This is a genomic window from Leifsonia sp. AG29 (assembly GCF_009765225.1).
GTDB lineage: Bacteria > Actinomycetota > Actinomycetes > Actinomycetales > Microbacteriaceae > Leifsonia.
Window position 1 is genome coordinate 581,234 of sequence record NZ_VMSF01000001.1, and the last position, 23,740, is coordinate 604,973.

A 23,740-nucleotide genomic window follows, 5' to 3' on the forward strand; every position below is an offset into this window, starting at 1 on the left:
ACCCCGGGTCAGGAGTTCCGCTGGAGCTCGCGCTCCTCCTCCGCGCGCAGGCGCGACGCCACGATCCGGCGCCGCGCCTGCAGCAGCAGGACGAGGACGAGCACGAGTACCAGCAGCACCATCGCCCACGCGAACGCCGGCTGACCGGTCACCTCGCAGGCGACCGTGATGATCAGGAACGCGAGTGCGAAGAAGCCGACGAAGCCGATGCCGATGTCGACGGCCTCCCGCGAGTCGTTCCAGCGCATGCGATCAGCCCTTCACTCCACCGGCCGTCAGGCCCGCGACGATCCGGCGCTGGAAGATCAGCACGAGGATGATGAGCGGGACAACCACGATGGTTCCGGCGGCCATGATCGCCGTGTACGGCTCCTGGTGCGGCTGGCTTCCGGTGAAGGAGGCGATCGCCACGGTGACCGGCTGCGTGCGGTCGCTCGACAGCTGGCTGGAGATCAGGAACTCGTTCCACGAGGAGATGAACGCCAGGATCGCGGTGGTGAACACGGCGGGCGCGGCCAGCGGGAGGATCACCTTGCGGAACGCCTGCGCCTGTGTGCAGCCGTCGATGCGCGCCGCCTCCTCGAGGTCCCACGGCATCTCGCGGAAGAACGAGGTGAGGGTGTAGACCGTCAGCGGCAGGGCGAACGAGATCTCCGGGATGATCAGCGCCTGGTAGGTGCCCATCCACCCGATGTTCGTGAACAGCTGGAACAGCGGGGTGATCAGCGCGACGCCGGGGAACATCGACGCGGCCAGGATGACTCCGAGCACGACGCCCTTGAACCGGAACTCCAGCCGGGCCGACGCGTAGGCGGCGAAGATGCCGACCACGAGCGAGATGATCGTCACGCAGACACCGATGAACAGCGAGTTCAGCAGCGCGCCGGGCAGGTTGTTCCCGAGTTTCGTGGACAGGGCGGTCGCATAGTTGTCCCAGGTGAAGTGGGTGAACCACGGCGTGTTGTCGTTGGTGTAGCCGACATCGCGGAACGAGGTGACGACCATCCAGTAGAAGGGCAGCAGGCACCAGAGGACGACGACGAGCGCCTGGATGCCGGTGCGGATGCCCTGGTTGCGGCGGCGCGCCTGGGAGCGGTTCTTGGTGGCGGGCCGGGGGAGGGCCTTGCCCTCCGCGGTGGCTGCGGGGCCGGCGACGGTGGTCATCCCTTCGCTCCCTTCTGCTGGGCCTCCTGGGTTCGGACCACGTTCGTGCCGAGGAACCGCACGAAGATGAACGCGACCAGGAAGATGAGGATGAATGTGATGGTCGAGAGGGCGGCAGCGCTGTTGAAGCCCTGCCTGATCTGATCGACGACGAGGATGGAGAGCGTCGTCGTGGCGTGCCCGGTTCCGCCTCCACCGCCGGTGAGGATCTGCGGCAGGTCGTAGATGCGGAGCGCGTCGAGCACGCGGAACAGGATCGCGACCATGAGCGCGGGCTTCAGCAGCGGCATCGTGACCCGCCAGAAGCGCTGCAGCGTGCTGGCGCCGTCGACCTTGGCCGCCTCGTAGACGTCCTCGGGGATGAGCTGCAGACCGGCGAGGATGAGCAGCGCCATGAACGGCGTGGTCTTCCAGGTGTCGGCGATGATCACCGCGAACCGGGATGCCCATTCGTCGCTCGTCCAGAGGATGCGGGCCCCGATGAGGGCGTTGGCGACGCCGGCGACCGAGAAGATGAAGAACCACAGCTTCGCGGTGACGGCGGTCGGGATCGCCCACGGGATGAGGATCGCGGCGCGGACGAAACCGCGTCCGCGGAAGGCGCGGTTCATGATGATCGCGAACCAGAGACCGAGGATGGTCTCGAGGATCACGGTGGTGACGGTGAAGAAGAAGGTCACGCCGACCGCGCTCCAGAACGTGGAGCCGAGGTTGCCCGGCGGGCACGTGATCGTGGTCCCGTTGGGCCCCTGGCACTGCTGGAGCAGCCAGTGGGCGTAGTTCTGGAAGCCGGCGAAGCCGCCCTGCACGAACAGGCCGGTGGCGGGATCGAGGCCCGCATCCTTCTGGAAGGACATCACGATCGCGCTGACGACCGGGTAGCCGATGACGATCGCGAGGAGGATGAGCGTGGGGATGATGAGGTAGAGCGCCCAGCGACTCTGCTGGCGGCGGTTGTGCTTGACTCCGGCCCGGGCCTCAGGGGGCTTGCCGGCCTTCTTGGTTGGTGCTGGGGAGACGACGTTCGACGTTGACATGTGTGCCTCCGAGAGGATGTCGGTGTGGTGGGGGACCGGGCGGCGGGAGGGTTCCCGCCGCCCGGTGACCGTCACGCGGCTGGGATCAGCCGGCGCTCGCGGTCTTGATGGCGGACTCCATGTCCTTCAGTGCCTGGTCGACCGTCTTGTCGCCCTTCAGAGCCGCGTACGCGTTGTCCTGGACGGCCTTGGTGATGGCCGGGTAGAACGGCGAGACCGGACGCGGGACGGCGTTCGAGATCGACGTCTTCAGGGTGGACAGGTACGGCAGCTGGCTGTTCAGCGACGCGTCGTCGTACAGCGACGACAGGACCGGTGCGAGCGAGCCCTGGGTGACGAAGAACTTCTGGGTCTCCTCGCTCTGCAGGAACTTCAGGAACTCGAACGCGGTGGCCTTGTGCTTCGAGTACACGCTGATCGCCGCGTTGTGACCGCCGAGGCTCGAGACGCCCGGCTTGTCGGCGCTCACGCCCGGCAGCGGGGCGATCCCGAAGGTGTCCTTCACGGTGGAGGACCCGTCGGTCTTCGCCAGGTTGTAGACGTACGGCCAGTTGCGCAGGAACATCAGCTTGCCGGCCTCGAACGCCTGGCGGCCCTGCTCCTCCTGGTAGGTGATGGCCTCAGCCGGGATCTGCCCGTTCTTGAAGCCGTCGACCAGGCGGCCGAGACCCGCCTTCGCCTCGGGGCTGTTGACGGTGACCGTCTTGCCGTCGGAGCCGACGATCGTGCCGCCGTTCGTGTTGATGGCCTCGGCCGCGTTCACGGTCAGACCCTCGTACTGGGCGAACTGACCGGCGTAGCAGCCGATGCCCTTCGCCTTGGCGATGTCGCAGTCCTTGAGCATCTCATCCCACGTCTTGGGAGGCGTCGGGACGAGGTCCTTGCGGTAGTACAGGATGCCGCCGTCGGAGGTCTGCGGCGCCGCGTACTGCGTGCCGTTGTACGTGCCCGACTTGACGGTCGGCGCGAGGAGCGCCGAGTTGTCCATCTTGAACTTGCCGGTGAGCGGCTGGAGCCAGCCCTTCGCGGCGAACTCACCCGTCCACACGACGTCGACGTCGACGACGTCGTAGTTCGCGTCCTTGGCCTGGAAGTGCTGGACGAGGTCGTCGTGCTGCTGGTCGGCCTGGTCGGTCTGCTCCTTGAAGGTGACCTTCTCGTTCGGGTGAGCGGCGTTCCACTTCTCGATGAGGGGTCGGACGACGTTGGAGTTGTCCTTGCCCTGGACGTACGTGATGGGGCCCTTGCTGTCGAGATTCGCGTTGGCGTCGCCGCCACCGCTGCCCGAGCCGCTGCCGCCGCCGGTGCATCCCGCCAGGGTGAGGCCGATCAGGGCGGCCCCGGCGATCACGGAGAGACGTGCTGCTTTCATTTCACTCCTCGTTGAGCTCTTGGTGCAGGCGCAGGTGCGCCCGAGGGAACGGTACCCCCACCATCGCGTTCGCTGCAAGCGTTTACGTCAAGCGCTTGCATCACGGTTCCGTCACGACCGGGCGTCGGCGGCTCGCGTTAGGCTGAGCCGGTGAGCGGGATGCGCGGGATGGGCGGAGCCGCCGGCGGAGGCGGCATGCGATCCCGCGTGAGCGCCGGCGACGCGGAGGCGCAGCGGGCGATCAACGCTCAGGCGCCCAAGATCCCGCACCTGTTCCGCCGGATCGTCGCGCTGTTCGCCTCCCACAAGGCCGCCATCGTGACCACCATGGTCCTCGTGCTGATCGGGGCGGCGCTCTCGGTCGTCCCGCCGCTCCTCACGCAGCGGGCGTTCGACGACGGCCTGTTCCCGAAGAGCGGCGGCCCGGACATGCCCGTGCTCGTCGAGATCGTCGTGCTCATGCTCACCGTGTTCGTCGCCTCCGCCCTGCTCGGCGTCTGGCAGACGTACCTGACGGCGTCGGTCGGCAACAAGGTGATGGGCTCCCTGCGGGTCCGGCTGTTCTCGCACCTCCAGTCGATGGAGCTCAGCTTCTTCACCAAGACGAAGACGGGCGTCATCCAGTCGCGCCTCCAGAACGACGTCGGCGGGGTCGCGAGCGTGCTGACCAACACGATGTCGAGCATCCTCGGCAACACGGTGACCGTGATCGCCGCGCTGGTCGCGATGCTCCTCCTGAACTGGCAGCTCACGGTCGTCGCGGTGATCCTCATGCCGATCCTCGTGATCGCGCAGCGGCGGGTGGGCCAGGTGCGCGCCCGGATCGCGACGCGGACGCAGGAGTCGCTGTCCGACATGACGGCGATCACGCAGGAGACCCTCAGCGTCTCGGGCATCCTCCTGTCGAAGAGCTTCAACCGGGAGGCGGCGGAGGTCGAGCGATACTCGGACGAGAACCGCACCCAGATCCGCCTCCAGGTGTCGCAGGCGATGAGCGGCCAGTGGTTCTTCGCCATGGTCAACATCTTCCTGTCGTCCATCCCGGCGATCGTCTACCTCGTCTCGGGCTGGCTGATCCTCGGCGGCGCGACGGACATCACCGCGGGCACCATCGTCGCCTTCACGACGGTGCAGGCGCGGCTGCTGTTCCCGCTGCTCGCCCTGATGCGGGTCGCCCTCGACCTGCAGACCTCCGGCGCGCTGTTCGCGCGCATCTTCGAGTACCTCGACCTGAAGCCGGCGATCGCCGACAAGCCCGACGCCGTGCCGGTCGATCCGTCGCGCGAGCTCGGCCGGATCGAGTTCGACCACGTCGTCTTCCGCTACCCCGACGCGCGGCCGGGCGAGCGGAACACCCTCGACGACGTCTCCTTCGTCATCGAGCCCGGGGAGTTCGCCGCCTTCGTCGGGCCGAGCGGTGCCGGCAAGACCACGGTGTCGTACCTGATCCCGCGGTTCTACGACACCACCGGCGGGCGCATCCTGTTCGGCGGCACCGACGTGAGGGACCTGAAGCAGGAGTCGCTCGTCTCGCACATCGGCGTCGTCAGTCAGGAGACCTACCTGTTCCACGCGACCATCGCCGACAACCTCCGCTACGCCCGGCCGGGCGCCTCGCAGGAGGAGCTGGAGGCGGCGGCCCGGCAGGCCAATATCCACGACACGATCATGAGGTTCCCCGACGGGTACGAGACCGTGGTCGGCGAGCGGGGGTACCGGCTGTCCGGAGGTGAGAAGCAGCGCATCGCGATCGCCCGCGTCCTCCTCAAGGACCCGGAGGTGCTCATCCTCGACGAGGCCACGAGCGCCCTCGACACGATCTCGGAGCGGGTGGTGCAGCAGGCGCTGGACGCCGCCTCCCACGGGCGGACGACGATCGCGATCGCACACCGGCTCTCGACCATCGTCGCGGCCGACGTCATCTTCGTGATCGACCACGGGCAGGTGGTCGAGCGCGGGACGCACCGTGAGCTGCTCGAGCTCGACGGCATCTATACGCGCCTGTACCGCGAGCAGACGGAGACGGCGCTGCTGGACTGAGCCGGGCCCTTCACCCCGGCTGATCCGAGTGTTAGGTTGGGCTAACATTCGGTCGGACGAGGGTGGAGGCCAGTGACGGTCGAGCTGACACGGAGGCCGGCGGGCACGGTGAGGAGGGTGCTCCTCCTGCTCGGTCCGGCGTTCGTCGCCGCCATCGCCTACGTCGACCCGGGGAACGTCGCCGCGAATCTGACCGCGGGTTCGCGGTACGGCTACCTGCTCGTGTGGGTCATCGTCGCGGCCAACGCCATCGCGGTCTTCGTGCAGCACCAGTCGGCGAAGCTCGGGATCGTGACCGGGAGGAGCCTCCCGGAGCTGATCGGCGCCCGCCTCGGAACCGGCGCGCGGCGGGCGTTCTGGGTGCAGGCGGAGCTCGTGGCGGCGGCGACGGACATCGCGGAGGTGATCGGCGGCGCGATCGCCCTGAACCTGCTGTTCGGCCTGCCTCTCGCGCTCGGAGGCCTCATCGTCGGCGCCGCCGCGATCGGCATCCTCGCCGTGCAGTCGCGGCGCGGGCAGCGGTCGTTCGAGGTCGTGATCCTCGGGCTGCTCGGGGTGATCGCGGTCGGGTTCCTCGCCGGGCTGTTCGTGAGCCCGGTCGATTGGCTGCAGGCCGCCGGGGGGCTCGTGCCGAGGTTCGACGGCGCGCCCACCGTGCTGCTCGCGGCCAGCATGCTCGGGGCCACCGTCATGCCGCACGCGATCTACCTGCACTCGGCGCTCAGCCGCGACCGCCACGGTTCGCCGGCCGAGGCCGGGCACCGGAAGTTCCTGCTGCGCGCGACGCGAGTCGACGTCGTGCTCGCGCTGCTCCTCGCCGGAGCGGTGAACCTGGCGATGCTGCTGCTCGCCGCCTCCTCACTGCGCGGGGTCGCCGGGACGGACACGATCAGCGGCGCCCACGCGGCGATCAGCTCGGCGCTCGGGCCCGTCGTCGGGGCCGTGTTCGCGATCGGCCTGCTCGCGTCGGGCCTCGCCTCCGCGTCGGTGGGCAGTTACGCGGGCGCGACCATCATGAGCGGGCTGATCCGGGTGCGAGTCCCGTTGCTCGTGCGGCGGCTCGTGACGCTGATCCCGGCGGTGCTCATCCTCGCGGCCGGCGTGGACCCGACGTGGGCGCTCATCCTGTCGCAGGTGCTGCTGAGCCTCGGGATCCCGTTCGCGATGATCCCGCTGCTGCGGCTCACCGCCTCCCGGACCGTCATGGGCGAGCACGCCGACCACGCGTGGGTGCGGGTCGCTGGCGGGCTCGTGGCCGGCCTCGTGGTGCTCCTCAACCTCGCGCTCGTGGTGCTGACCGTCGCCGCGCTGTGACGCGCCGCGTGCGCTGGGCCCCGCTCCGCGCCTCCGCCCCCCCACCTCTCCCTCCGCGGAGGCCCGAGGGGCGTCAGGAGGGGCGGGAGACCCAGACGGCGGAGGCGGCGGTCGCGCCGAGCACCACGGGGGCGTCTCCGATCAGCACCGCGATGTCGCCCGCGAACTCGCGGCGCTCCTCCACGGTGACGTCCGTGTCGAGCCCGACGCCCAGGTCTGCGAGGTAGCGCAGCACCGCGGGGTCGGCGTCGGAGATGCGCGCCACGGTCAGCCGGGCACCGGTCGGCGCGTCGAGGAGGCGGACGGCATCGGTGCGTCGCGGGGTGCCGTCCGCGGTCGGGATCGGGTCGCCGTGCGGGTCGCGGGAGGGGAAACCCAGCCGGCGGTCGATGCGCGCGACGAGCTCGTCGGAGACCGCGTGCTCGAGCACCTCGGCCTCGTCGTGCACCTCGTCCCAGCCGTAGCCGAGCTCCTCGACCAGGAACGTCTTGATGAGGCGGTGCCGTCGGACCATGGCGACGGCGTGGCGGCGCCCGGTGTCGGTCAGCTCGATGCCGCCGTAGGGCTCGTGCACGAGGAGGCCCTGCTCGACGAGGCGGCGGATGCCGTCGGACACCGTCGCCGCGCGGACGCCCATCCGCTCCGACAACTGCTTGACCGTCACCGGGTCGCCGGACCACTCGGTGGCCGACCAGATGATCTTCAGGTAGTCCTGCGCGACGGCGGACAGGTCGGAGACGGCCATGAGCCGATTGTAGGCGGCGCCCCCGCAGCCGCCCGCGCCGCAGCCGCCCGCGCTCCGCCCCTCCCGCCCCGCTGTTACCGTTGGTCGGGTGAAGTACGCAGAGACCATCATCGACTTGGTCGGCGACACTCCGCTCGTGAAGCTGACCCGGCTGACCGAGGGGATCACGGCGACGGTGCTCGTCAAACTCGAGTACCTGAACCCGGGAGGCTCGTCGAAGGACCGCATCGCGCGAAGGATCATCGACGCGGCCGAGCAGGAGGGCAAGCTCGCCCCCGGCGGCACCATCGTCGAGCCGACGAGCGGCAACACCGGCGTCGGGCTGGCGCTCGTCGCGCAGCAGCGCGGCTACCGGTGCGTGTTCGTTCTGCCGGACAAGGTCGGCGAGGACAAGCGGAACGTGCTCACCGCTTACGGCGCGGAGATCGTCGTGACCCCCACCTCCGTGCCTCCGGATCACCCCGACTCCTATTACTCGGTGTCCGACCGGCTCGCCGCCGAGATCCCGGGCGCCTTCAAGCCCAACCAGTACGCGAACCCGAACGGCCCGCGCAGCCACTACGAGACGACCGGACCGGAGATCTGGCGCGACACCGACGGGCGCATCACGCACCTCGTCGCCGGCGTCGGCACGGGCGGCACGATCTCGGGCACCGGACGCTACCTCAAGGAGGTCTCCGATGGCCGCGTCCGCGTGATCGGCGCCGACCCGGAGGGGTCGGTCTACTCGGGAGGCTCGGGTCGCGCCTACCTCGTCGAGGGCGTCGGCGAGGACTTCTGGCCGGGCGCGTACGACCCGAGCGTCGTCGACGACGTCATCGCGGTGTCGGACGCCGACTCGTTCCACATGACCCGCCGGCTGGCGCGCGAGGAGGGCATCCTCGTCGGCGGCTCGTCGGGAATGGCCGTCGTGGCCGCCCTCCGCGCCGCGACGGAGCTCGGCCCCGACGACGTGATGGTGGTCATCCTCCCGGACGGCGGCCGCGGCTACCTGGGCAAGATCTTCAACGACAAGTGGATGCGCTCCTACGGCTTCAGCGAGGCGCCCGACGGCTCGACCGTGCACGACGTCATCCGCACGAAGCGCGGCGACCTGCCCGACCTGGTCCACACCCACCCGGGCGAGACGGTGCACGACGCGATCGGGATCATGAACACGTACGGCGTCTCGCAGCTGCCGGTGCTGACGGCCGAGCCCCCGGTCGTCATGGGGGAGGTGGCGGGCTCGATCAACGAGGCCGACCTGCTGGAGGCCGTGTTCAGCGGCCGCGCCAAGATGAACGACCCGGTCGGCGCCCACCTCGGGGCGCCCCTCCCGCTGATCGGCGCCGGCGAACCGGTCGCGGCGGCCCGCGCGGCCCTCGCCGCGGCGGACGCGCTGCTCGTCACTGAGGGCGGGAAGCCGCTCGCGGTGCTGACCCGGCAGGACCTCCTCACATTCTTCAGCGACTGACCTCACACCGACAGAGAGAACAGATCCCATGACCCACGGCTTCGCCACCCGCGCCATCCACGACGGCCAGGAGTTCGACCCGACGACGGGCGCGATCATCCCGCCGATCTACCAGACCTCGACCTTCGTGCAGGACGGCATCGGCGGTCTGCGCGGCGGCTACGAGTACGGTCGCGCCGGCAACCCGACGCGCACCTCGCTGGAGGTGCTGCTCGCCTCCCTCGAGGGCGGCGTCCGCGCTCTCTCGTTCGCGAGCGGGCTCGCCGCCGAGGACGCCCTCCTCCGCTCCGTGCTCGCCCCTGGCGACCACGTCGTGCTCGGCAACGACGTGTACGGCGGCACGCACCGCCTGATCGAGCGCATCCACGGCGCCTGGGAGGTGCGCAACACCACCGTCGACCTGACGGACCTCGACGCCGTGCGGGAGGCGCTGGGGGTCGACCGCACCCGCGTGCTCTGGATCGAGACCCCCAGCAATCCGCTCATGAAGATCAGCGACCTGGCGGCTCTCGCCGAGCTGGGACACGCCGCAGGGGCGCTCGTCGTCGTCGACAACACGTTCGCGTCGCCCGTGCTGCAGCAGCCGCTCTCGCTCGGCGCGGACGTGGTCGTGCACTCGACGACGAAGTATCTCGGGGGTCACTCCGACGTGATCGGAGGAGCGCTCGTGTTCGCCGACGAGGCGCTCGCCGAGAAGGCTCAGTTCATCCAGTTCGCCGCGGGCGCGGTGTCGTCGCCGATGGATGCGTGGCTCACCGTGCGGGGCATCAAGACGCTCGACGTCCGGATGAAGCGTCACTCCGAGAACGCGCAGGCGATCGCGGAGGCGCTGGTCGGCCACGACGGCGTCGACGCCGTCTTCTACCCGGGACTGCCCGAGCACCCGGGCCACGAGCTGGCGGCACGGCAGATGAGCGGCTTCGGCGGCATGCTGTCGGTGGCGCTCTCGGGAGGCGCACCGGCCGCGCGCCGGTTCGCCGAGTCGACGCGCGTGTTCCAGCTGGCGGAGTCGCTGGGCGGGGTCGAGTCGCTCATCGGCTACCCCTCCGAGATGACCCACGCGTCGGTGCGCGGGACGGCGCTCGAGGTGCCTGACACCATCGTGCGCCTCTCGGTCGGCATCGAGGACGTGACCGACCTGCTCGCCGACGTGGAGCAGGCGCTCGAGGGCTGAGCACCGTCTCGGCGCCGCCGACGGGCGGACGCTCGGCGGCGAGCCGACGCTCGGCGGCGCGCCGCCGTCACGGCGGATTCACGGCGTAAGGGGGATTGCCCCTCACGGACCCCGGCCGCGATAGTGGTGGGGTGAGGACCTTTGGGGTGGAGGAGGAGCTCCTCCTGGTCGACGAACGGGGGCTGGCGGCACCGGTCGCTCCGGCGATGCTCGGCGACGCGCCGCCCGTGGTCGACGGCCCGCGTGTCGACTCCGAGATCCAGCAGGAGATGATCGAGACGCAGACCCGTCCCCTCCTCACGACCGGCGACCTGTTCGCCGACATCGTGGCGGGCCGCGAGCTGGCGGACGGCCTCGCACGTCCGCACGGCGCGCGCGCCGCCGCCGTCGCCATGTCTCCGATGCGGCTGCGCCCGCACGCCACCGACGACCCGCGGTACGCGCTCATGATGCAGCGGTACGGTCTCACGGCGACGAACACCCTCGTCTGCGGCTGCCATGTCCACGTGGTGATCTCCTCCCGGGAGGAGGGCGTCGCGATCCTCGACCGGATCCGCAACTGGCTCCCGGTCCTCCTCGCGCTGAGCGCGAACTCGCCCTTCTCGGGCGGCGTCGACACCGGGCATTCCAGCTACCGCTTCGTCGCGTGGCACCAGTGGCAGAGCGCCGGCCCCAACGACGTGTTCGGTTCGGTGGAGGCGTACGACCGGTTCGAGCGCCAGCTCGTCGAGACCGGCGTGATCCTCGACAAGGGCATGCTCTATCTCGACGCCCGGCTCTCCCTCAAGCAGCCGACGGTGGAGGTGCGGGTCACCGATGTCCCGCTCGACGCGCGGGACACGGTCGTGCTCGCGGCGATCGCGCGCGCCCTCGTCGACACGGCCGTGGCCGAGTGGCACTCGGGCGCTCCGGTGTGCGTGCTGCCGTCCGCCGTCCTGCGCCTCGCCGAATGGCAGGCCGCGCTGACCGGGGTGAGCGGGCGCCTCCCTCACCCGGTGACGGGCCGCGAGGGCACCGCGGGACAGGCGGTCGCGGCGCTGCTCGAGCACGCGAGGCCGGCGCTCCAGCGCAACGGGGACTTCGATTTCGTCCGCCGGGGGCTGGAGCGGATCATGGCGACCGGTGGCGGCGCGGGCCGTCAGCGCGCCGCCTTCGCGCGCCGCGGCCGCATGCGCGACGTGGTCGGCGCCGCCGTCGAGGCGACTCACGAGCAGGCCACCGCCGACGACGATCTCGTCGCGTGACGCCGCGGGTCGGGAGCACCTTCCGCGCCGACAGGAAGACGCCTATCCTGCCGAACATGACGGGGCGAACATGACCGGGAAGGAACTCGACCACCAGCACGCGGTCTACAGCTACGGGTCCCTCCCGCTGACCCTCATGTACAGCCCGACCGCGACCGCCGCGTGGGAGGTCTACTACGGAGGCGAGTACCTCGGTCTGATCGAGGAGGAGCACCGCTCAGGAGAGCTCTGGCCCTCGTTCGTCGCGCGTTTCCCGGGCGAGGAGGAGGACGGGGAGGGGATCCCCGCCAAGGATTGGCGCGTCGCCGTCGAGACGCTCGCGGCGCGCGCCGGGCTGTGACGCGCACCGCGGAGCCCCACCGCTAGCCGCGATCCCCGCCGTCGCCCCGGTCGTCGTCCTCGTCGTTGGCGAACTCGTCGTGCTCGGGCTCGAACACGCCGTCAGCGTCGTAGGGCCCGCGGCCGTGTCCCTCCGCGATCGCGTCGACGTCGATCGGCTCGCCCGACGCTGTCTCCGGGAACTGCTCCTTCGCGTCGCTCATGGTGGACTCCTTCCGTTCCGGGTGCCGCGCACTCTACTCTCCCGGCTCCTGCTCGGTGAGCCGCACCTCCTCGATGTCGAGCCGCCGCTGCAGCTCGCGGAGCACGATGTCGTCGATGCGCCCCTGGTCGCGGAGACGGAGCATCTCCTCACGCTTCCGCGCGAGCAGGGCGAGTCGCAGCTCGGTGTCCTGGCGGATGCGCTCGGCGGCCTGCTCCGCGTCCTCCGTCTCGTCCTCGAGCTCGAGGAGCTCCAGGTGCTCCTCGTACTCGCGCCGGATCCGGTCGCTGACCTCCCGGTCGACGCGGAGTTTGCGGGCCAGCGCCGGGAGTTCGTCCAGAGCGGCCCGCGCGGCGGCGGTCTCGGCCAGCGAGCGCTCCTCCACGACCGACTCGTCGCCGGAGAACTTCGCCCAGCGGACGAGGCCGGGCAGAGCGAGCCCCTGCACCACGAGGGTGACGACGATGACCCCGGTCGTGACGAATACGATGAAGTCGCGGCCCGGGAACGGGTGGCCGCCTCCGATCGTCGCGGGCACGGCGAGGGCCGCCGCCAGCGAGACCGCTCCGCGGAAGCCCGAGAAGCCGCTGACCACCCGGGCCCGGTTCGTCAGGCGCCGGGTGCGCTGCTTGGGGCGGCGGTCGACCAGGCGGAGGAAGTAGGCCGTTCCGAAGAGGTACGCGAACCGCACGGCGATGATGAGGGCCGAGACGGCGGCGATCGCCAGGAGCCCCATGCCGAGGTCCGAGCCGGCGAGGGCCGCCGTCGCCCGCGGCAGCTCGATGCCGACCAGCATGAACAGGCTCGCGTTGAGGAGGAACGTTGCCAGGGTCCAGAAGGCATCCGTCTGCCTCCGCCCCTCCGCTACGCCCGTGCGGGGCCCGGCCTGGCTGATGATGAGCCCCGCGACGACGACGGCGAGGACGCCCGACGCGTGGATGGTCTCGGCCAGGAGGTAGGCGAGGAAGGGGGTGATGAGCACGGCGATGTTCTGCGTGAGGCCGTCGCCGAGCCGCTTGCGGGCGAGGATGGCGAGCCACGCGACGAGCGCGCCGACCAGGGCGCCGCCGCCGTACGCGAGGACGAACGTGAGCGCCACGGCGCCGAAGGTGACCTGCGTGTCGCCGACGGTGAAACCGACCGCCAGCGACCACAGGACGAGCGCCGTGCCGTCGTTCACGAGGCTCTCCGCCTTGAGGATGGTCACGTTGCGCCGGGGGAGCTCGCGCGTGAGCGAGGTCACGGCGGTCGCGTCGGTGGGAGCCACGGCGGCTCCCAGCACCCAGGCGGGACCCCAGGGGAGCCCCATGGTGTGCGCGAGCGCGGCGACGGCCGCCGCGGTGATGAAGACGAGACCGGTGGCGTTCAGGATGATGCCCCGGAAGTTGTGCCGGATCTCACGGAGCGACGTCGTGAGGCTCTCCCAGTAGAGGAGCACCGGCAGGAAGAGGAACAGCACCACCTCCGGGTCGAGCTGGATCTCGCGGAACAGCGGGATCAGCCCGATGAGGACGCCGAACGCGACGAGGAGCAGGGGCTGCGCCAGTCCGGTCTTGTGCGCGACGACCTTGGTGAGCAGGGTCGTCAGACCGATCACGACGACGAGCTCGAGACCCAGCATGCGGCCTCCCTTCCGACACATCCTCCCGCGATCCCGGGCGCGGCTGAACCCTGCCTCGCTCATAGGAAGCCCTGAGAAGACCCGTCATCGGCGCATAGGTCCACCAAAGGTCACGGAAGTGTAACGGCGACAGGGTGTCCTGCATGTCGCAAGAACCCGTCCCTCCCGCCCTCGACATCGTGGTGCCCGTCCACAACGAGCAGGCGACGCTCGAGACGTCCATCGAGCGGCTCCACGCCTACCTGACCTCGGCCGTCCCGCAGAGCTGGCGCATCACGATCGCGGACAACGCCAGCACCGATGCGACCCCCGAGCTCGCGGACCGCCTCGCCGCGCGCCTCCCGGGGGTCGTCGCCGTCCACCTCCCGCTCAAGGGCCGCGGCCGCGCGCTCAAGACCGTGTGGAGCGCGTCGCCCGCGGAGGTGCTCGTCTATCTCGACGAGGACCTCTCGACCGATCTGGCCGCCCTGCCGCCGCTGGTGGCGCCTCTCCTGTCGGGGCACTCCGATCTCGCGATCGGCACCCGGCTTGGCCGCAGCTCGCGCGTCACCCGCGGGGGGAAGCGCGAGTTCATCTCGCGCAGCTACAACCTCCTGCTCCGCCGGACGATGGCGGTCGGGTTCTCCGACGCGCAGTGCGGGTTCAAGGCGATCCGGCGGGAGGTGGCCGAGCGCCTCCTCCCGCTCGTCGAGGACACGGGGTGGTTCTTCGACACCGAGCTGCTGATCCTCGCCGAGCGCGCGGGTCTCCGCATCCACGAGATCCCGGTCGACTGGGTGGACGACCCGCACAGCTCGGTCGACATCGTCCGCACGGCGCGCGAGGACCTGAAGGGCATGATCCGAGTGGGAGCAGGCATCGCACGCGGCCGGATCCCGCTCGAGTCGATCTACGCCGAGCTCGGGAGGCGCCCCTTCGCGCCGCCCCGGGCGCCCAGCTTCTTCGGCCAGGTCGTCCGCTTCGCGGCGGTCGGGGTGCTCTCGACAGCGGCGTACGGGCTGATCTATCTGGCGCTCCGACTCGTGCTCCCGCCGCAGGTGGCGAACTTCGCGTCGCTCCTCATCACCGCGGTCGCGAACACCTGGGCCAACCGCCGGTTCACGTTCGGGGTCCGGGGGCGCGGTGCCGTGCGGCACCAGTTCCAGGGCCTCGTCGTGTTCGGCATCGCGTGGGCGCTGACCAGCGGCTCGCTCGCGGCGCTGCACGCGACGGTTCCCGGCGCCTCCGCCCGGCTGCAGCTGGCAGTGCTGACCGCGGCGAACCTGCTCGCAACGCTGGTGAGGTTCGTGCTCCTGCGGCTCTGGGTGTTCCGCGGGGCGCGGGCGAGCGCCTCCCACCCGCACTCCGACGCCCACTCCGACCCCGCGCCCGCAGTGCCCGCGCTGCCTGTCGCGCCCGCCCCGACCGAGCTCCGCCGACCGGCGCTCACGACCGAGAAGGAAGCATCATGACCATCACCGCACCTCCCACCGGCCCGACCCGCACGACCGTCGCCCCCGCCGTTGCCGGCGCCCCTCCGAGCGGACCGCGCTCGCTCCTGCGGCGCCTGGTGCGCGGCCGGGCCGACGCCGCGGCCTGGGAGCGACCCGCGCTGCTCGGACTGCTGCTGGCGACCGCGCTGCTCTACCTCTGGGACCTGTCCGCGAGCGGCTGGGCGAACTCCTTCTACTCGGCCGCTGTGCAGGCCGGATCCGTCAACTGGGAGGCGTTCTTCTACGGCTCGAGCGACGCGGCGAACTCGATCACGGTCGACAAGCCCCCGGCGAGCCTGTGGATCATGGCGCTCTCGGTGCGGTTGTTCGGGCTGAGCTCCTGGAGCATCCTCGTGCCCGAGGCCCTTATGGGCGTCGCGACCGTCGCTCTCGTCTACGCGACGGTGCGCAGGCACTTCTCGGCGCGAACAGCGCTGCTGGCCGGCGGCGTGCTCGCCATCACGCCGGTCGCCGCGCTGATGTTCCGCTTCAACAATCCCGACGCGCTGCTCGTGCTCCTGACCACCCTGGCGACCTCCCTCACCCTGCGCGGCATCGAGTCGGGGCGGATCCGCTGGGTCGTGTGGGCCGGCGTCGCGGTCGGCTTCGGATTCCTGACGAAGCAGCTGCAGGCATTCCTCGTGCTCCCGGCGCTCGCCGGGGTGTACCTGGCGGCGGCCCCGGTGCGGCTGCGGAAGCGCTTCGGCCACCTGCTCGCGGCCCTCGGAGCCGTGATCGTCTCGGCGGGCTGGTGGGTCGCGATCGTCGAACTGGTGCCGGCCTCCCTCCGGCCCTACATCGGCGGTTCTCAGACGAACAGCTTCCTCGAGCTGACGTTCGGCTACAACGGGCTCGGCCGGCTCACCGGGAACGAGACCGGAAGCGTGACCGGCGGTGCCGGGGGAGGCGCGGCCGGCGGCGGCATGTGGGGTGCGTCCGGCATCCTGCGGCTCTTCGAGAACGAGGTCGGCGGTCAGATCGCCTGGCTCCTCCCGGCGGCGCTGGTGCTCCTCGTCGTCGGCCTCCTGCTCGGGAGGCGGTGGACGCGCACCGACGGACGGCGCGCGACGCTGCTGCTGTTCGGTGGGACGCTCGTGGTGACCGCGCTCGCTTTCAGCTTCATGGCCGGGATCTTCCACGCCTACTACACAGTGGCGCTGGCGCCCGCGCTCGCCGTGACCGTCGCCGTCGGCGCCTCGCTCGCGTGGGGTGCCCGGCGCCTCCTCGCGGTGCGGATCGTGTCGGCGCTCACGGTGCTCGGAACGGGCGTGTGGGCCTGGGTGCTCCTCGACCGGGCGAGCGCCTGGCTGCCATGGCTCAAGGTGGTGGTGCTGGTCGCCTCCGTCGTGGCCGCGGTGCTGCTGCTTCTCCCGCCGCGGGGGAAGGGGCTCGGCGCCGCCACCATCGCGGTGTCGCTGACCGCCGCTCTGCTGGCGCCGCTCGCCTACACGCTCCAGACCGTGACGACCGGGCACTCGGGCTCGATCGTGACCGCGGGACCGACGGTCGCCGGAGCGGTGGGCGGTCCGGGAGGGGGTCGCGGGTTCGGCGGGGCGCCGAACGGCGCGGGGGCGAACGGCGCGCCGAATGGCGCCGCGCCGAACGGGGCGGGTGCCGCCGGCGGCTTCGGCGGACCGCAGAACGGGGCGGCGCCCGGTGCGGGCGGGGCTCCGGGCGCGGGCGGGGCTCCGCGTGCGGGCGGGGCTGCCGGGACGGGCGGCGCCGTGCCCGGTGGTGCGGGTCAGGCCCTCGGAGGCGGGCGGGCCGGCGGTCTGCTCGATTCCGCCACCGTGGGCTCGGCGCTCGCGACACTTCTGAAGACCGACGCCTCGTCGTACACGTGGGTGGCAGCGGCGATCGGATCGAACTCCGCGGCGGGCTACCAGCTCGCCACGCAGGAGGCGGTCATGCCCATCGGGGGCTTCAACGGCTCCGACCCGTCGCCGAGCCTGACGCAGTTCGAGCAGGACGTGGCCGCGAAGAAGATCCACTACTTCATCGCGGGCGGCGTGGGTCGCGCGAACGGCGGGAGCAGCACCTCCAGTGAGATCGCCACGTGGGTCGAGCAGAACTTCACGGCGAAGACCGTCGACGGGGTGACCGTGTACGACCTGACGTCGTAGCGGGACCCGGTGCGGGCGCGGCCCGGTGTCGGAGGTGTCGGCCAGGATGGGAGGATGACCGACAGCAGCACCGGGTCGCCGGCCCCCGCCCCCGGGGGCACGACGCTGCCCGACCCGCGCGTCCCCGAGCCGTCCCACGGCAGGCTCGGAGTCGCGGGAGGGACGGCCCTCTACGTCGCCGCGGTGCTCGGCACCGGAATCCTCGTGCTGCCGGCGCTGGCGGCCGCCGCGGCCGGCCCGGGGGCCATCATCGCCGTGGCGGCGCTGGCGGTCATCTCGATCCCGCTCGCCGCGACGTTCGCGGCGCTGTCCCGCCGCCACCCCGACGCGGGAGGCGTGGCGACCTTCGCCCGCCGAGCCTTCGGACCGACGGCGGCGCGGATCATCGGGTACTGGTTCTTCTTCGGCACACCGATCGGCGCTCCGATCGCCGCGCTCATGACGGCGCGCTACGTCGTCGCGGTCACCGGGGGCGACGCCGGCACGACGACGCTGATCGCCATCGGCCTGATGGTCGTCCCGTTCGCGGTCGCGGCGTTCGGCGTCCGGTTCACGGCATCGGTGCAGCTGGTGCTCTCGGGGGCCCTGGTGGCGGTGCTCGTGCTCGTCCTCGCGGCGGCGGCGCCGCACGCGCGTCCCGAGAACCTGCAGCCGCTCCTCCCGCACGGATGGGGCGGGGTCGGGCTCGCCATGAGCCTCTACATCTGGGCTTTCGCCGGCTGGGAGGCGGTGGCCGGCATCGGCGGCGAGTTCCGTCATCCACGTCGCGACATCCCGCGCGCGACGACGTTCGCGCTCATCATCGTGTCGGTGGCGTACCTCGCCATCCAGACCGTGACCGTGACGGTGCTCGGCGGTCGCGCGTCGGGGAGCACCGTCCCCCTGCTCGATCTCGTCGAGGTCGCCACCGGTCGCGGAGGCGGGGTCGTGGTGGCCGTGATCGCGGCGATCGTCGTGACCGGGGTCTTCAACGCCTACCTCGCGGCCTTCAGCAAGCTCGGGGCGGCCATGGGCCGAGACGGCGACCTTCCGGTGTGGTTCGGCCGCGGCGCGGAGAACGGCGCCGTCGCCCGGCGCGGTCTGCTGCTCTCCGTCGTCGTCACCGGGCTGTACTCGGTGCTCGTGCTGTGGAGCGGCGATCTCCAGCCGTTCATCCTCGTCCACACCAGCATCGCCGCCGCGGTGTACGGCCTGGGCGTCGCCTCCGCCGTGGTCCTCCTCCCGCGTCGTTCCGCCGGGTGGTGGATGGCCGTGCTCTCGACCGTGTTCGCTGCGGGGCTCCTCCTGCTCGCCGGCTGGCACCTCGTCTTCCCCGCGGCGATCGCCGGAGTGGCCGTAGCCGTCGGTCTCGTGCTGGCGCGCCCGCGGCGCCGCCCGGCTCGCGGCGCCGGGCGAGGCCCGGAGAGCACATCGCGCATAATGGGGTGAGCCGCCGACCGGAGGGGACCGTGTGACCGAGCACCAGCGCGCGGCCAGCATGCGCGACGTGGCCGTGCTCGCGGGCGTCTCGCACCAGACCGTCTCCCGCGTCATCAACGGGCACCCGAGCATCCGGGAAGCGACCCGCCAGCGGGTCCTCGCCGCGATGGACGAGCTGAACTACCGCCCGAACCGTGCCGCCCGGGCTCTGGTGACCGCCCGATCCCGGACGATCGGGGTGCTCTCCACCTCGGCCGCCGCCCTCTACGGTCCCGTGTCGAGCATCAACGCCATCCAGGACGCCGGCCGCGCAGCCGGATACTACGTCGCCGTCGCGCAACTGCCCGACCTCGGCGCCCCCTCCATCGCCGACGGGCTCGACCACCTGCTCGCCCAGTCCGTCGAGGGCATCATCGTGATCGCGCCGCAGGAGGTGGTGCTCGAACAGCTCGAGCACGCCCGGATCGACGTGCCCTACGTGACGCTCCAAGGGGGCGCCTCCACCGTGCAGCGCGAGCTCACCGTCGACCAGCAGGCCGGGGCGCGGGCGGCCACGCGGCATCTCATCGAGCTGGGCCACCAGCGCATCGCGCATGTGTCCGGTCCCCTGCTCTGGTTCGAAGCGCGAGCGCGCGTCGGCGGCTGGGCGCTCGAACTCGAAGCCGCCGGGCTGGAGGCGATTCCGGCGTTCGAGGGCGACTGGACAGCCGAGTCCGGCTACCGCCGCGGTCTGGAGGCTCTCGACGACGACCGGGTCACCGCAGTCTTCGCCTCCAACGACCAGATGGCCCTCGGGGTGTACCACGCGGCGTACGAGCGCGGCCTCCGCATCCCGGAGGATCTGAGCGTGGTCGGTTTCGACGACATCCCGGAGGCGGCGCACTTCTGGCCCCCGCTCACGACCGTCCTGCAGGATTTCACCGAGCTCGGCCGCCGCAGTGTCGGCAGTCTCGTGGCCGAGATCGAGGGAGGGCAGGAGCCGACACCGGTCAGCATCCGTCCTGAACTCGTCGTCCGCCGGTCGACGGCTCCCCGCTCCTGACAGGCAAGGGCGGACCGTGGCAGGGTGGGCACATGCGTGAAACCCCCGCGACGGTCGTCATCGCTCCCGACTCGTTCAAAGGAAGCGCGAGCGCGGCGACCGCGGCGCAGGCGCTCTCGGAAGGATGGCGAGACGTCCGGAGTGCGGACCGCGTGATCCTCGCGCCGATGGCCGACGGCGGCGAAGGCACCCTCGACGCATTCGCGACGGCCGTTCCGGGCGCCGAACGCCGGACCGTCCGCGTGCTCGGCCCCGACGGCGACGACGTCCGGGCGAACTGGTTGTTGCTTCCCGACGGCACCGCGGTCGTCGAGCTCGCCGAGACGAGCGGGCTCGGCCTGATGCGGCAGCTCCGCCCAAGCCACGCGCACACCGTCGGGTTCGGGGAGGCGATGCGAGCGGCCCTCGATGCGGGCGCCCGCTCGTTGCTCCTCGCGATCGGAGGAAGCGCCTCCACCGATGGTGGCGCGGGCATGCTCCAGGCGCTCGGCGCCCGGCTGCTCGATGTGTCGGGCGCACCGGTGCCGACCGGCAACAGGGGGCTGGCGAGCATCGCCTCCGTCGATCTGTCCGCGATGCGCGCCCTTCCGCCGGGCGGCGCCCGCGTGCTCACGGACGTGACGAATCCGCTGCTGGGGCCGAACGGGGCGGCAGGCGTTTTCGCTCCGCAGAAGGGTGCCTCCCCGACGGATGTCCCCGTGCTGGAGGCGAACCTCCGGCGCTTCGCAGCGGCCGTCGCTGCGGCGGGGTCTCCGGCGGACCCGCGGACGCAGGGCGCCGGAGCCGCGGGCGGCGCGGGCTTCGGCCTTCTCGTGTGGGGCGCACAGCTGGTGCCGGGCTCGTCGGAGGTCGCGCGGGTGATCGGGCTCCCGGCGCTGATCGGGCAGGCCGACGTCGTCATCACCGGGGAGGGACGGTTCGACGAGCAGTCGGCGGCCGGGAAGGTTCCCGACCAGGTCGCTGCGCTCGCGCGCGAGGCCGGTGCGACGGCGCTCCTCGCGGCCGGGCTCATCACTGCCGCGACGAGTGCTTTCGAGGGCGCCGTGGCACTGACCGACCTGGCCGGCGGCTCGGCGGCGGCACTCGCCGAGCCGGCGCGGTGGCTCAGAGAGGCCGGGGCCGTGCTCGCTCGGGCGTACTCCGACTGAGCGGACGGCGCAGGGCGTGCGCGCCTCCCCGTCGGGTGGTCCCTCCGCCGCTTAGCGGCCGCCCGCCTCCCGAGCCGCGGCCTCTCGCGCGGCCGCGTACTGCTCACGGATCACGGGTCGCGTGTCGACCGGAAGGGCGGGTGCCGCCTCCACCGTCCACGCCGGGCGTGTCCCGGTCAGCGCCCACCCCGCCTGCACGGCACCGCCGTCGGCGACGTACTCGCCGGGGGCCGGCACCACGACCGGCGCGTCGAACACCTGGGAGGCGATCGTGGCGACAGCGGGGTTCTGCGCCGCTCCGCCGATCAACAGGACCCGCTGCTCACGCACCCCGACCGACCGCACCGCGTCGAGGCCGTCGGCCAGGCCGCAGAGCATGCCTTCGATCGCGGCCCGGGCGACGTTGGGCTGCGTCGTCGAGGCGAGGGTCAGGCCGTGGAGGCTCGCCGTCGCGTCGGGCAGGTTGGGGGTGCGCTCGCCCTCGAAGTACGGCACGAGCACGACGCCGCCCGCGCCCGGCTCGGCCGAGAGCGCGAGCGTCGAGAGCCCGTCATGGTCGACGCCGAGCACGCTCGCAATCGACCCGAGCACGCGCGCCGCGTTGAGGGTCGCGATGAGGGGGAGGGACAGGCCGGACGCATCGGCGAAACCGGCGACCGCGCCCGAAGCGTCGGCGACCGGAGCGTCCGTGACGGCGAACACGGTGCCGGACGTGCCGATCGACACGACGACGTCGCCATCCGTGGCGCCGAGCCCGAGGGCGGCGCCCGCGTTGTCGCCGGCGCCGGGTCCGACCAGCAGGCCACCGGAGGTCCGGCCTGCGGCCTCGCTCGGGGCGAGGACCCGCGGCAGCACGACGGTGCCGTCGGCACCGGCCGAGCCGGCCTCGCGCCCGGGCCGCCCGAGCGCCCGCTCGAAGAGGTCCAGATCGTATTCGCCGGACCGCGCGCTCCAGTAGGCCGTCCCGGAGGCGTCGGAGCGGTCGGTGGTGAGCGCCTCCAGGTCGGGTCCGAGCTCCGACTCGTTCGCGGGCCCGTACCCGAGCAGCCGCCAGGTCAGCCAGTCGTGGGGTAGCGCGACCGCGGCGACCCGCGCCGCGTTCGAGGGCTCCGCCTCCGTCAGCCAGCGCAGCTTGGTCGCCGTGAAGGAGGCGACCGGGACCACGCCGACGCGCTCCGCATACCCGGCGGCGCCGACCTCGTCGATCAGGTCCCGAGCGGCCTGCGCCGACCGCGTGTCGTTCCAGAGCAGCGCGTCGCGGATGACCCGCCCCTCGGCGTCGAGCACGACCATCCCGTGCTGCTGGCCGGCGATCGAGAGGGCGGCCACGTCCTCCAGGCCGCCCGCGGCCGCGACGGCCTCCTGGAGGGCCGACCACCAGGCCGCGGGGTCGACTTCCGTGCCGTCCGGGTGCGACGCCCGGCCGGACCGCACGAGGGCGCCGGTCTCGAGGTCGCGGACGACCACCTTGCAGCTCTGGGTCGACGAGTCGACGCCCGCGACGAGTGTCATGCGGATCCTTCGGTCGAACGAGGTGCTCGCAGGTGCGGTCGACACGCCGGTCGGGTCCGCACCTGCGAGCACCTCGAGGAGAAGCGGGAGGGAGGGAGGGAGGCGGGTTACCGCGCGCCGATGAGGTGCTCGAGCGCGAGCTGCTGCAGACGCACGAAGCCGAAGCCCTTGCCGCCGAAGTACACGCTCGGGTCGAAGTCCTCGTAGGCGCTGCGGTCGGCCAGCAGGTCGTCGTAGCTCTCGCCCTCGCCGAGGGTCGGGCGCGCCAGCTCGGTCACGCGCGAGGCCTCGAGCGCCTCCTGAACCTCCGGGTCGGCCCGGAAGGCCTTCGCGCGCTCCTTGAGGAGGAGGTAGGTGCGCATGTTCGCGGCGGCGGAGTCCCAGACGCCGGTGCTGTCCTCGGTGCGGGACGGCTTGTAGTCGAAGTGGCGCGGGCCGTCGTAGGCCGGACCGCCGTCGGGGCCGCCGTTCTCGAGGAGGTCGACGAGCGCGAAGGCGTTCTGGAGGTCGCCGTGCCCGAACACGAGGTCCTGGTCGTACTTGATGCCGCGCTGGCCGTTGAGGTCGATGTGGTAGAGCTTGCCGTGGTACAGCGCCTGGGCGATCCCGGCGGCGAAGTTCAGCCCGGCCATCTGCTCGTGGCCGACCTCGGGGTTGAGACCCACGAGCTCCGGCCGCTCGAGCGAGTTGATGAAGGCGAGCGCGTGGCCGACGGTCGGCAGGAGGATGTCGCCGCGCGGCTCGTTCGGCTTCGGCTCGATCGCGAAGCGGATGTCGTAGCCCTTGTCGGTGACGTAGTCGCCGAGCAGGTTGACGGCCTCGCGGTAGCGCTCGAGCGCCGCGCGGATGTCCTTCGCGGCGTCGTACTCGGCGCCCTCCCGGCCGCCCCACATGACGAACGTCTTGGCGCCGAGCTCGGCCGCCAGGTCGATGTTGCGCAGCACCTTGCGGAGCGCGAAGCGGCGCACGGCGCGGTCGTTGGAGGTGAAGCCGCCGTCCTTGAAGACCGGCGCGCTGAAGAGGTTGGTGGTCACCATCGGGACGATGAGGCCGGTGTCGGCCAGCGCCTGCTTCAGGCGGTCGATCTGCTTCTGGCGCTCCGCGTCCGTGGAACCGAAGGCGAACAGGTCGTCGTCGTGGAACGTGAGGCCGTACGCGCCGAGCTCGCTGAGCCTGGTCACCGCCTCCACGACGTCGAGCTGCGGGCGGGTCGGGCCGCCGAACGGGTCGGTGCCGTTGTAGCCGATGGTCCACAGACCGAACGAGAACTTGTCTTCGCGGGTGGGGGTGGGGCTCATGGAATGCTTCCTTCAGCGTCG

Annotated in this window: 20 protein-coding genes; 11 read left to right on the plus strand and 9 right to left on the minus strand. The window is 71.6% G+C overall.

Going from position 1 to position 23,740, the window contains the following annotated elements:
• Window positions 1-8: 8 nt before the first annotated feature.
• From FPT20_RS02945 to FPT20_RS02960, 4 genes are all read right to left on the minus strand, one after another.
• The gene (locus tag FPT20_RS02945; RefSeq protein ID WP_158862399.1) at window positions 9-248 is read right to left on the minus strand and encodes a hypothetical protein; all 240 of its coding nucleotides are present in this window, start codon (window positions 246-248) and stop codon (window positions 9-11) included.
• Between the two features lie 4 nt (window positions 249-252).
• Window positions 253-1,164: a carbohydrate ABC transporter permease gene (locus FPT20_RS02950; RefSeq protein WP_158862401.1), complete on the minus strand. Its 912-nt coding sequence runs from the start codon at window positions 1,162-1,164 to the stop codon at window positions 253-255.
• The gene (locus tag FPT20_RS02955; protein WP_158862403.1) at window positions 1,161-2,201 is read right to left on the minus strand and encodes a carbohydrate ABC transporter permease; all 1,041 of its coding nucleotides are present in this window, start codon (window positions 2,199-2,201) and stop codon (window positions 1,161-1,163) included. The genes FPT20_RS02950 and FPT20_RS02955 overlap by 4 nt, the downstream gene beginning before the upstream one ends.
• A gap of 85 nt (window positions 2,202-2,286) precedes the next feature.
• On the minus strand, window positions 2,287-3,573 hold the full coding sequence (locus FPT20_RS02960) for an ABC transporter substrate-binding protein (RefSeq protein WP_158862405.1): 1,287 nt from the start codon (window positions 3,571-3,573) through the stop codon (window positions 2,287-2,289).
• Window positions 3,574-3,732: 159 nt separating this feature from the next.
• On the opposite strand from FPT20_RS02960, the gene FPT20_RS02965 reads away from it, so the two are divergent.
• Both FPT20_RS02965 and FPT20_RS02970 read left to right on the plus strand, forming a co-directional pair.
• Window positions 3,733-5,613 carry an ABC transporter ATP-binding protein gene (locus FPT20_RS02965; protein WP_233265619.1) on the plus strand — a complete coding sequence of 627 codons (1,881 nt, stop codon included), beginning with the start codon at window positions 3,733-3,735 and terminating at the stop codon, window positions 5,611-5,613.
• Between the two features lie 72 nt (window positions 5,614-5,685).
• A complete protein-coding gene (locus FPT20_RS02970; protein ID WP_158862407.1) occupies window positions 5,686-6,927 on the plus strand; it encodes an Nramp family divalent metal transporter in 1,242 nt (413 codons plus the stop codon).
• Window positions 6,928-7,000: 73 nt separating this feature from the next.
• Here the strand turns inward: FPT20_RS02970 and FPT20_RS02975 are convergent, their stop codons facing one another.
• Window positions 7,001-7,672: a metal-dependent transcriptional regulator gene (locus FPT20_RS02975; RefSeq protein WP_158862409.1), complete on the minus strand. Its 672-nt coding sequence runs from the start codon at window positions 7,670-7,672 to the stop codon at window positions 7,001-7,003.
• An 88-nt stretch (window positions 7,673-7,760) separates the two neighbouring features.
• On the opposite strand from FPT20_RS02975, the gene FPT20_RS02980 reads away from it, so the two are divergent.
• The 4 genes from FPT20_RS02980 (at window position 7,761) to FPT20_RS02995 (ending at window position 11,883) form a co-directional block, all read left to right on the plus strand.
• Entirely contained in the window at window positions 7,761-9,125 is a 1,365-nt protein-coding gene (locus FPT20_RS02980) for a cystathionine beta-synthase (protein ID WP_158862411.1), read from the plus strand.
• Window positions 9,126-9,153: 28 nt separating this feature from the next.
• Window positions 9,154-10,299: a cystathionine gamma-synthase gene (locus FPT20_RS02985; RefSeq protein ID WP_158862413.1), complete on the plus strand. Its 1,146-nt coding sequence runs from the start codon at window positions 9,154-9,156 to the stop codon at window positions 10,297-10,299.
• 131 nt (window positions 10,300-10,430) lie between these two features.
• Window positions 10,431-11,543, plus strand: a complete 1,113-nt coding sequence (locus tag FPT20_RS02990; protein ID WP_158862415.1) for a glutamate--cysteine ligase — start codon at window positions 10,431-10,433, stop codon at window positions 11,541-11,543.
• A 70-nt stretch (window positions 11,544-11,613) separates the two neighbouring features.
• Window positions 11,614-11,883, plus strand: a complete 270-nt coding sequence (locus tag FPT20_RS02995; RefSeq protein ID WP_158862417.1) for a hypothetical protein — start codon at window positions 11,614-11,616, stop codon at window positions 11,881-11,883.
• Window positions 11,884-11,905: 22 nt separating this feature from the next.
• Here the strand turns inward: FPT20_RS02995 and FPT20_RS03000 are convergent, their stop codons facing one another.
• Window positions 11,906-12,085, minus strand: coding sequence for a hypothetical protein (locus FPT20_RS03000; RefSeq protein WP_158862419.1), 180 nt, complete (start codon window positions 12,083-12,085; stop codon window positions 11,906-11,908).
• A gap of 33 nt (window positions 12,086-12,118) precedes the next feature.
• Window positions 12,119-13,705: a Na+/H+ antiporter gene (locus FPT20_RS03005; RefSeq protein WP_158862421.1), complete on the minus strand. Its 1,587-nt coding sequence runs from the start codon at window positions 13,703-13,705 to the stop codon at window positions 12,119-12,121.
• Window positions 13,706-13,848: 143 nt separating this feature from the next.
• Between FPT20_RS03005 and FPT20_RS03010 the strand changes: the two genes are divergently transcribed.
• The 5 genes from FPT20_RS03010 to FPT20_RS03030 are packed head-to-tail and all read left to right on the plus strand — an operon-like array spanning window position 13,849 to window position 20,909.
• Window positions 13,849-15,156 carry a bifunctional glycosyltransferase family 2/GtrA family protein gene (locus FPT20_RS03010; RefSeq protein ID WP_158862423.1) on the plus strand — a complete coding sequence of 436 codons (1,308 nt, stop codon included), beginning with the start codon at window positions 13,849-13,851 and terminating at the stop codon, window positions 15,154-15,156.
• Complete coding sequence (locus FPT20_RS03015) at window positions 15,153-17,300, plus strand: glycosyltransferase family 39 protein (RefSeq protein ID WP_158862425.1); 2,148 nt, start codon at window positions 15,153-15,155, stop codon at window positions 17,298-17,300. Before FPT20_RS03010 ends, FPT20_RS03015 begins: the two co-directional genes overlap by 4 nt.
• Window positions 17,301-17,354: 54 nt before the next feature.
• The gene (locus FPT20_RS03020; protein ID WP_158862427.1) at window positions 17,355-18,728 is read left to right on the plus strand and encodes an APC family permease; all 1,374 of its coding nucleotides are present in this window, start codon (window positions 17,355-17,357) and stop codon (window positions 18,726-18,728) included.
• A 22-nt stretch (window positions 18,729-18,750) separates the two neighbouring features.
• A complete protein-coding gene (locus FPT20_RS03025) occupies window positions 18,751-19,761 on the plus strand; it encodes a LacI family DNA-binding transcriptional regulator (protein ID WP_158862429.1) in 1,011 nt (336 codons plus the stop codon).
• 32 nt (window positions 19,762-19,793) lie between these two features.
• Window positions 19,794-20,909, plus strand: coding sequence for a glycerate kinase (locus FPT20_RS03030; protein WP_158862431.1), 1,116 nt, complete (start codon window positions 19,794-19,796; stop codon window positions 20,907-20,909).
• 51 nt (window positions 20,910-20,960) lie between these two features.
• Here the strand turns inward: FPT20_RS03030 and FPT20_RS03035 are convergent, their stop codons facing one another.
• Entirely contained in the window at window positions 20,961-22,421 is a 1,461-nt protein-coding gene (locus FPT20_RS03035) for a xylulokinase (protein ID WP_158862433.1), read from the minus strand.
• Between the two features lie 107 nt (window positions 22,422-22,528).
• Window positions 22,529-23,719, minus strand: a complete 1,191-nt coding sequence (gene xylA / locus FPT20_RS03040) for a xylose isomerase (RefSeq protein WP_158862435.1) — start codon at window positions 23,717-23,719, stop codon at window positions 22,529-22,531.
• Window positions 23,720-23,740: the final 21 nt, after the last annotated feature.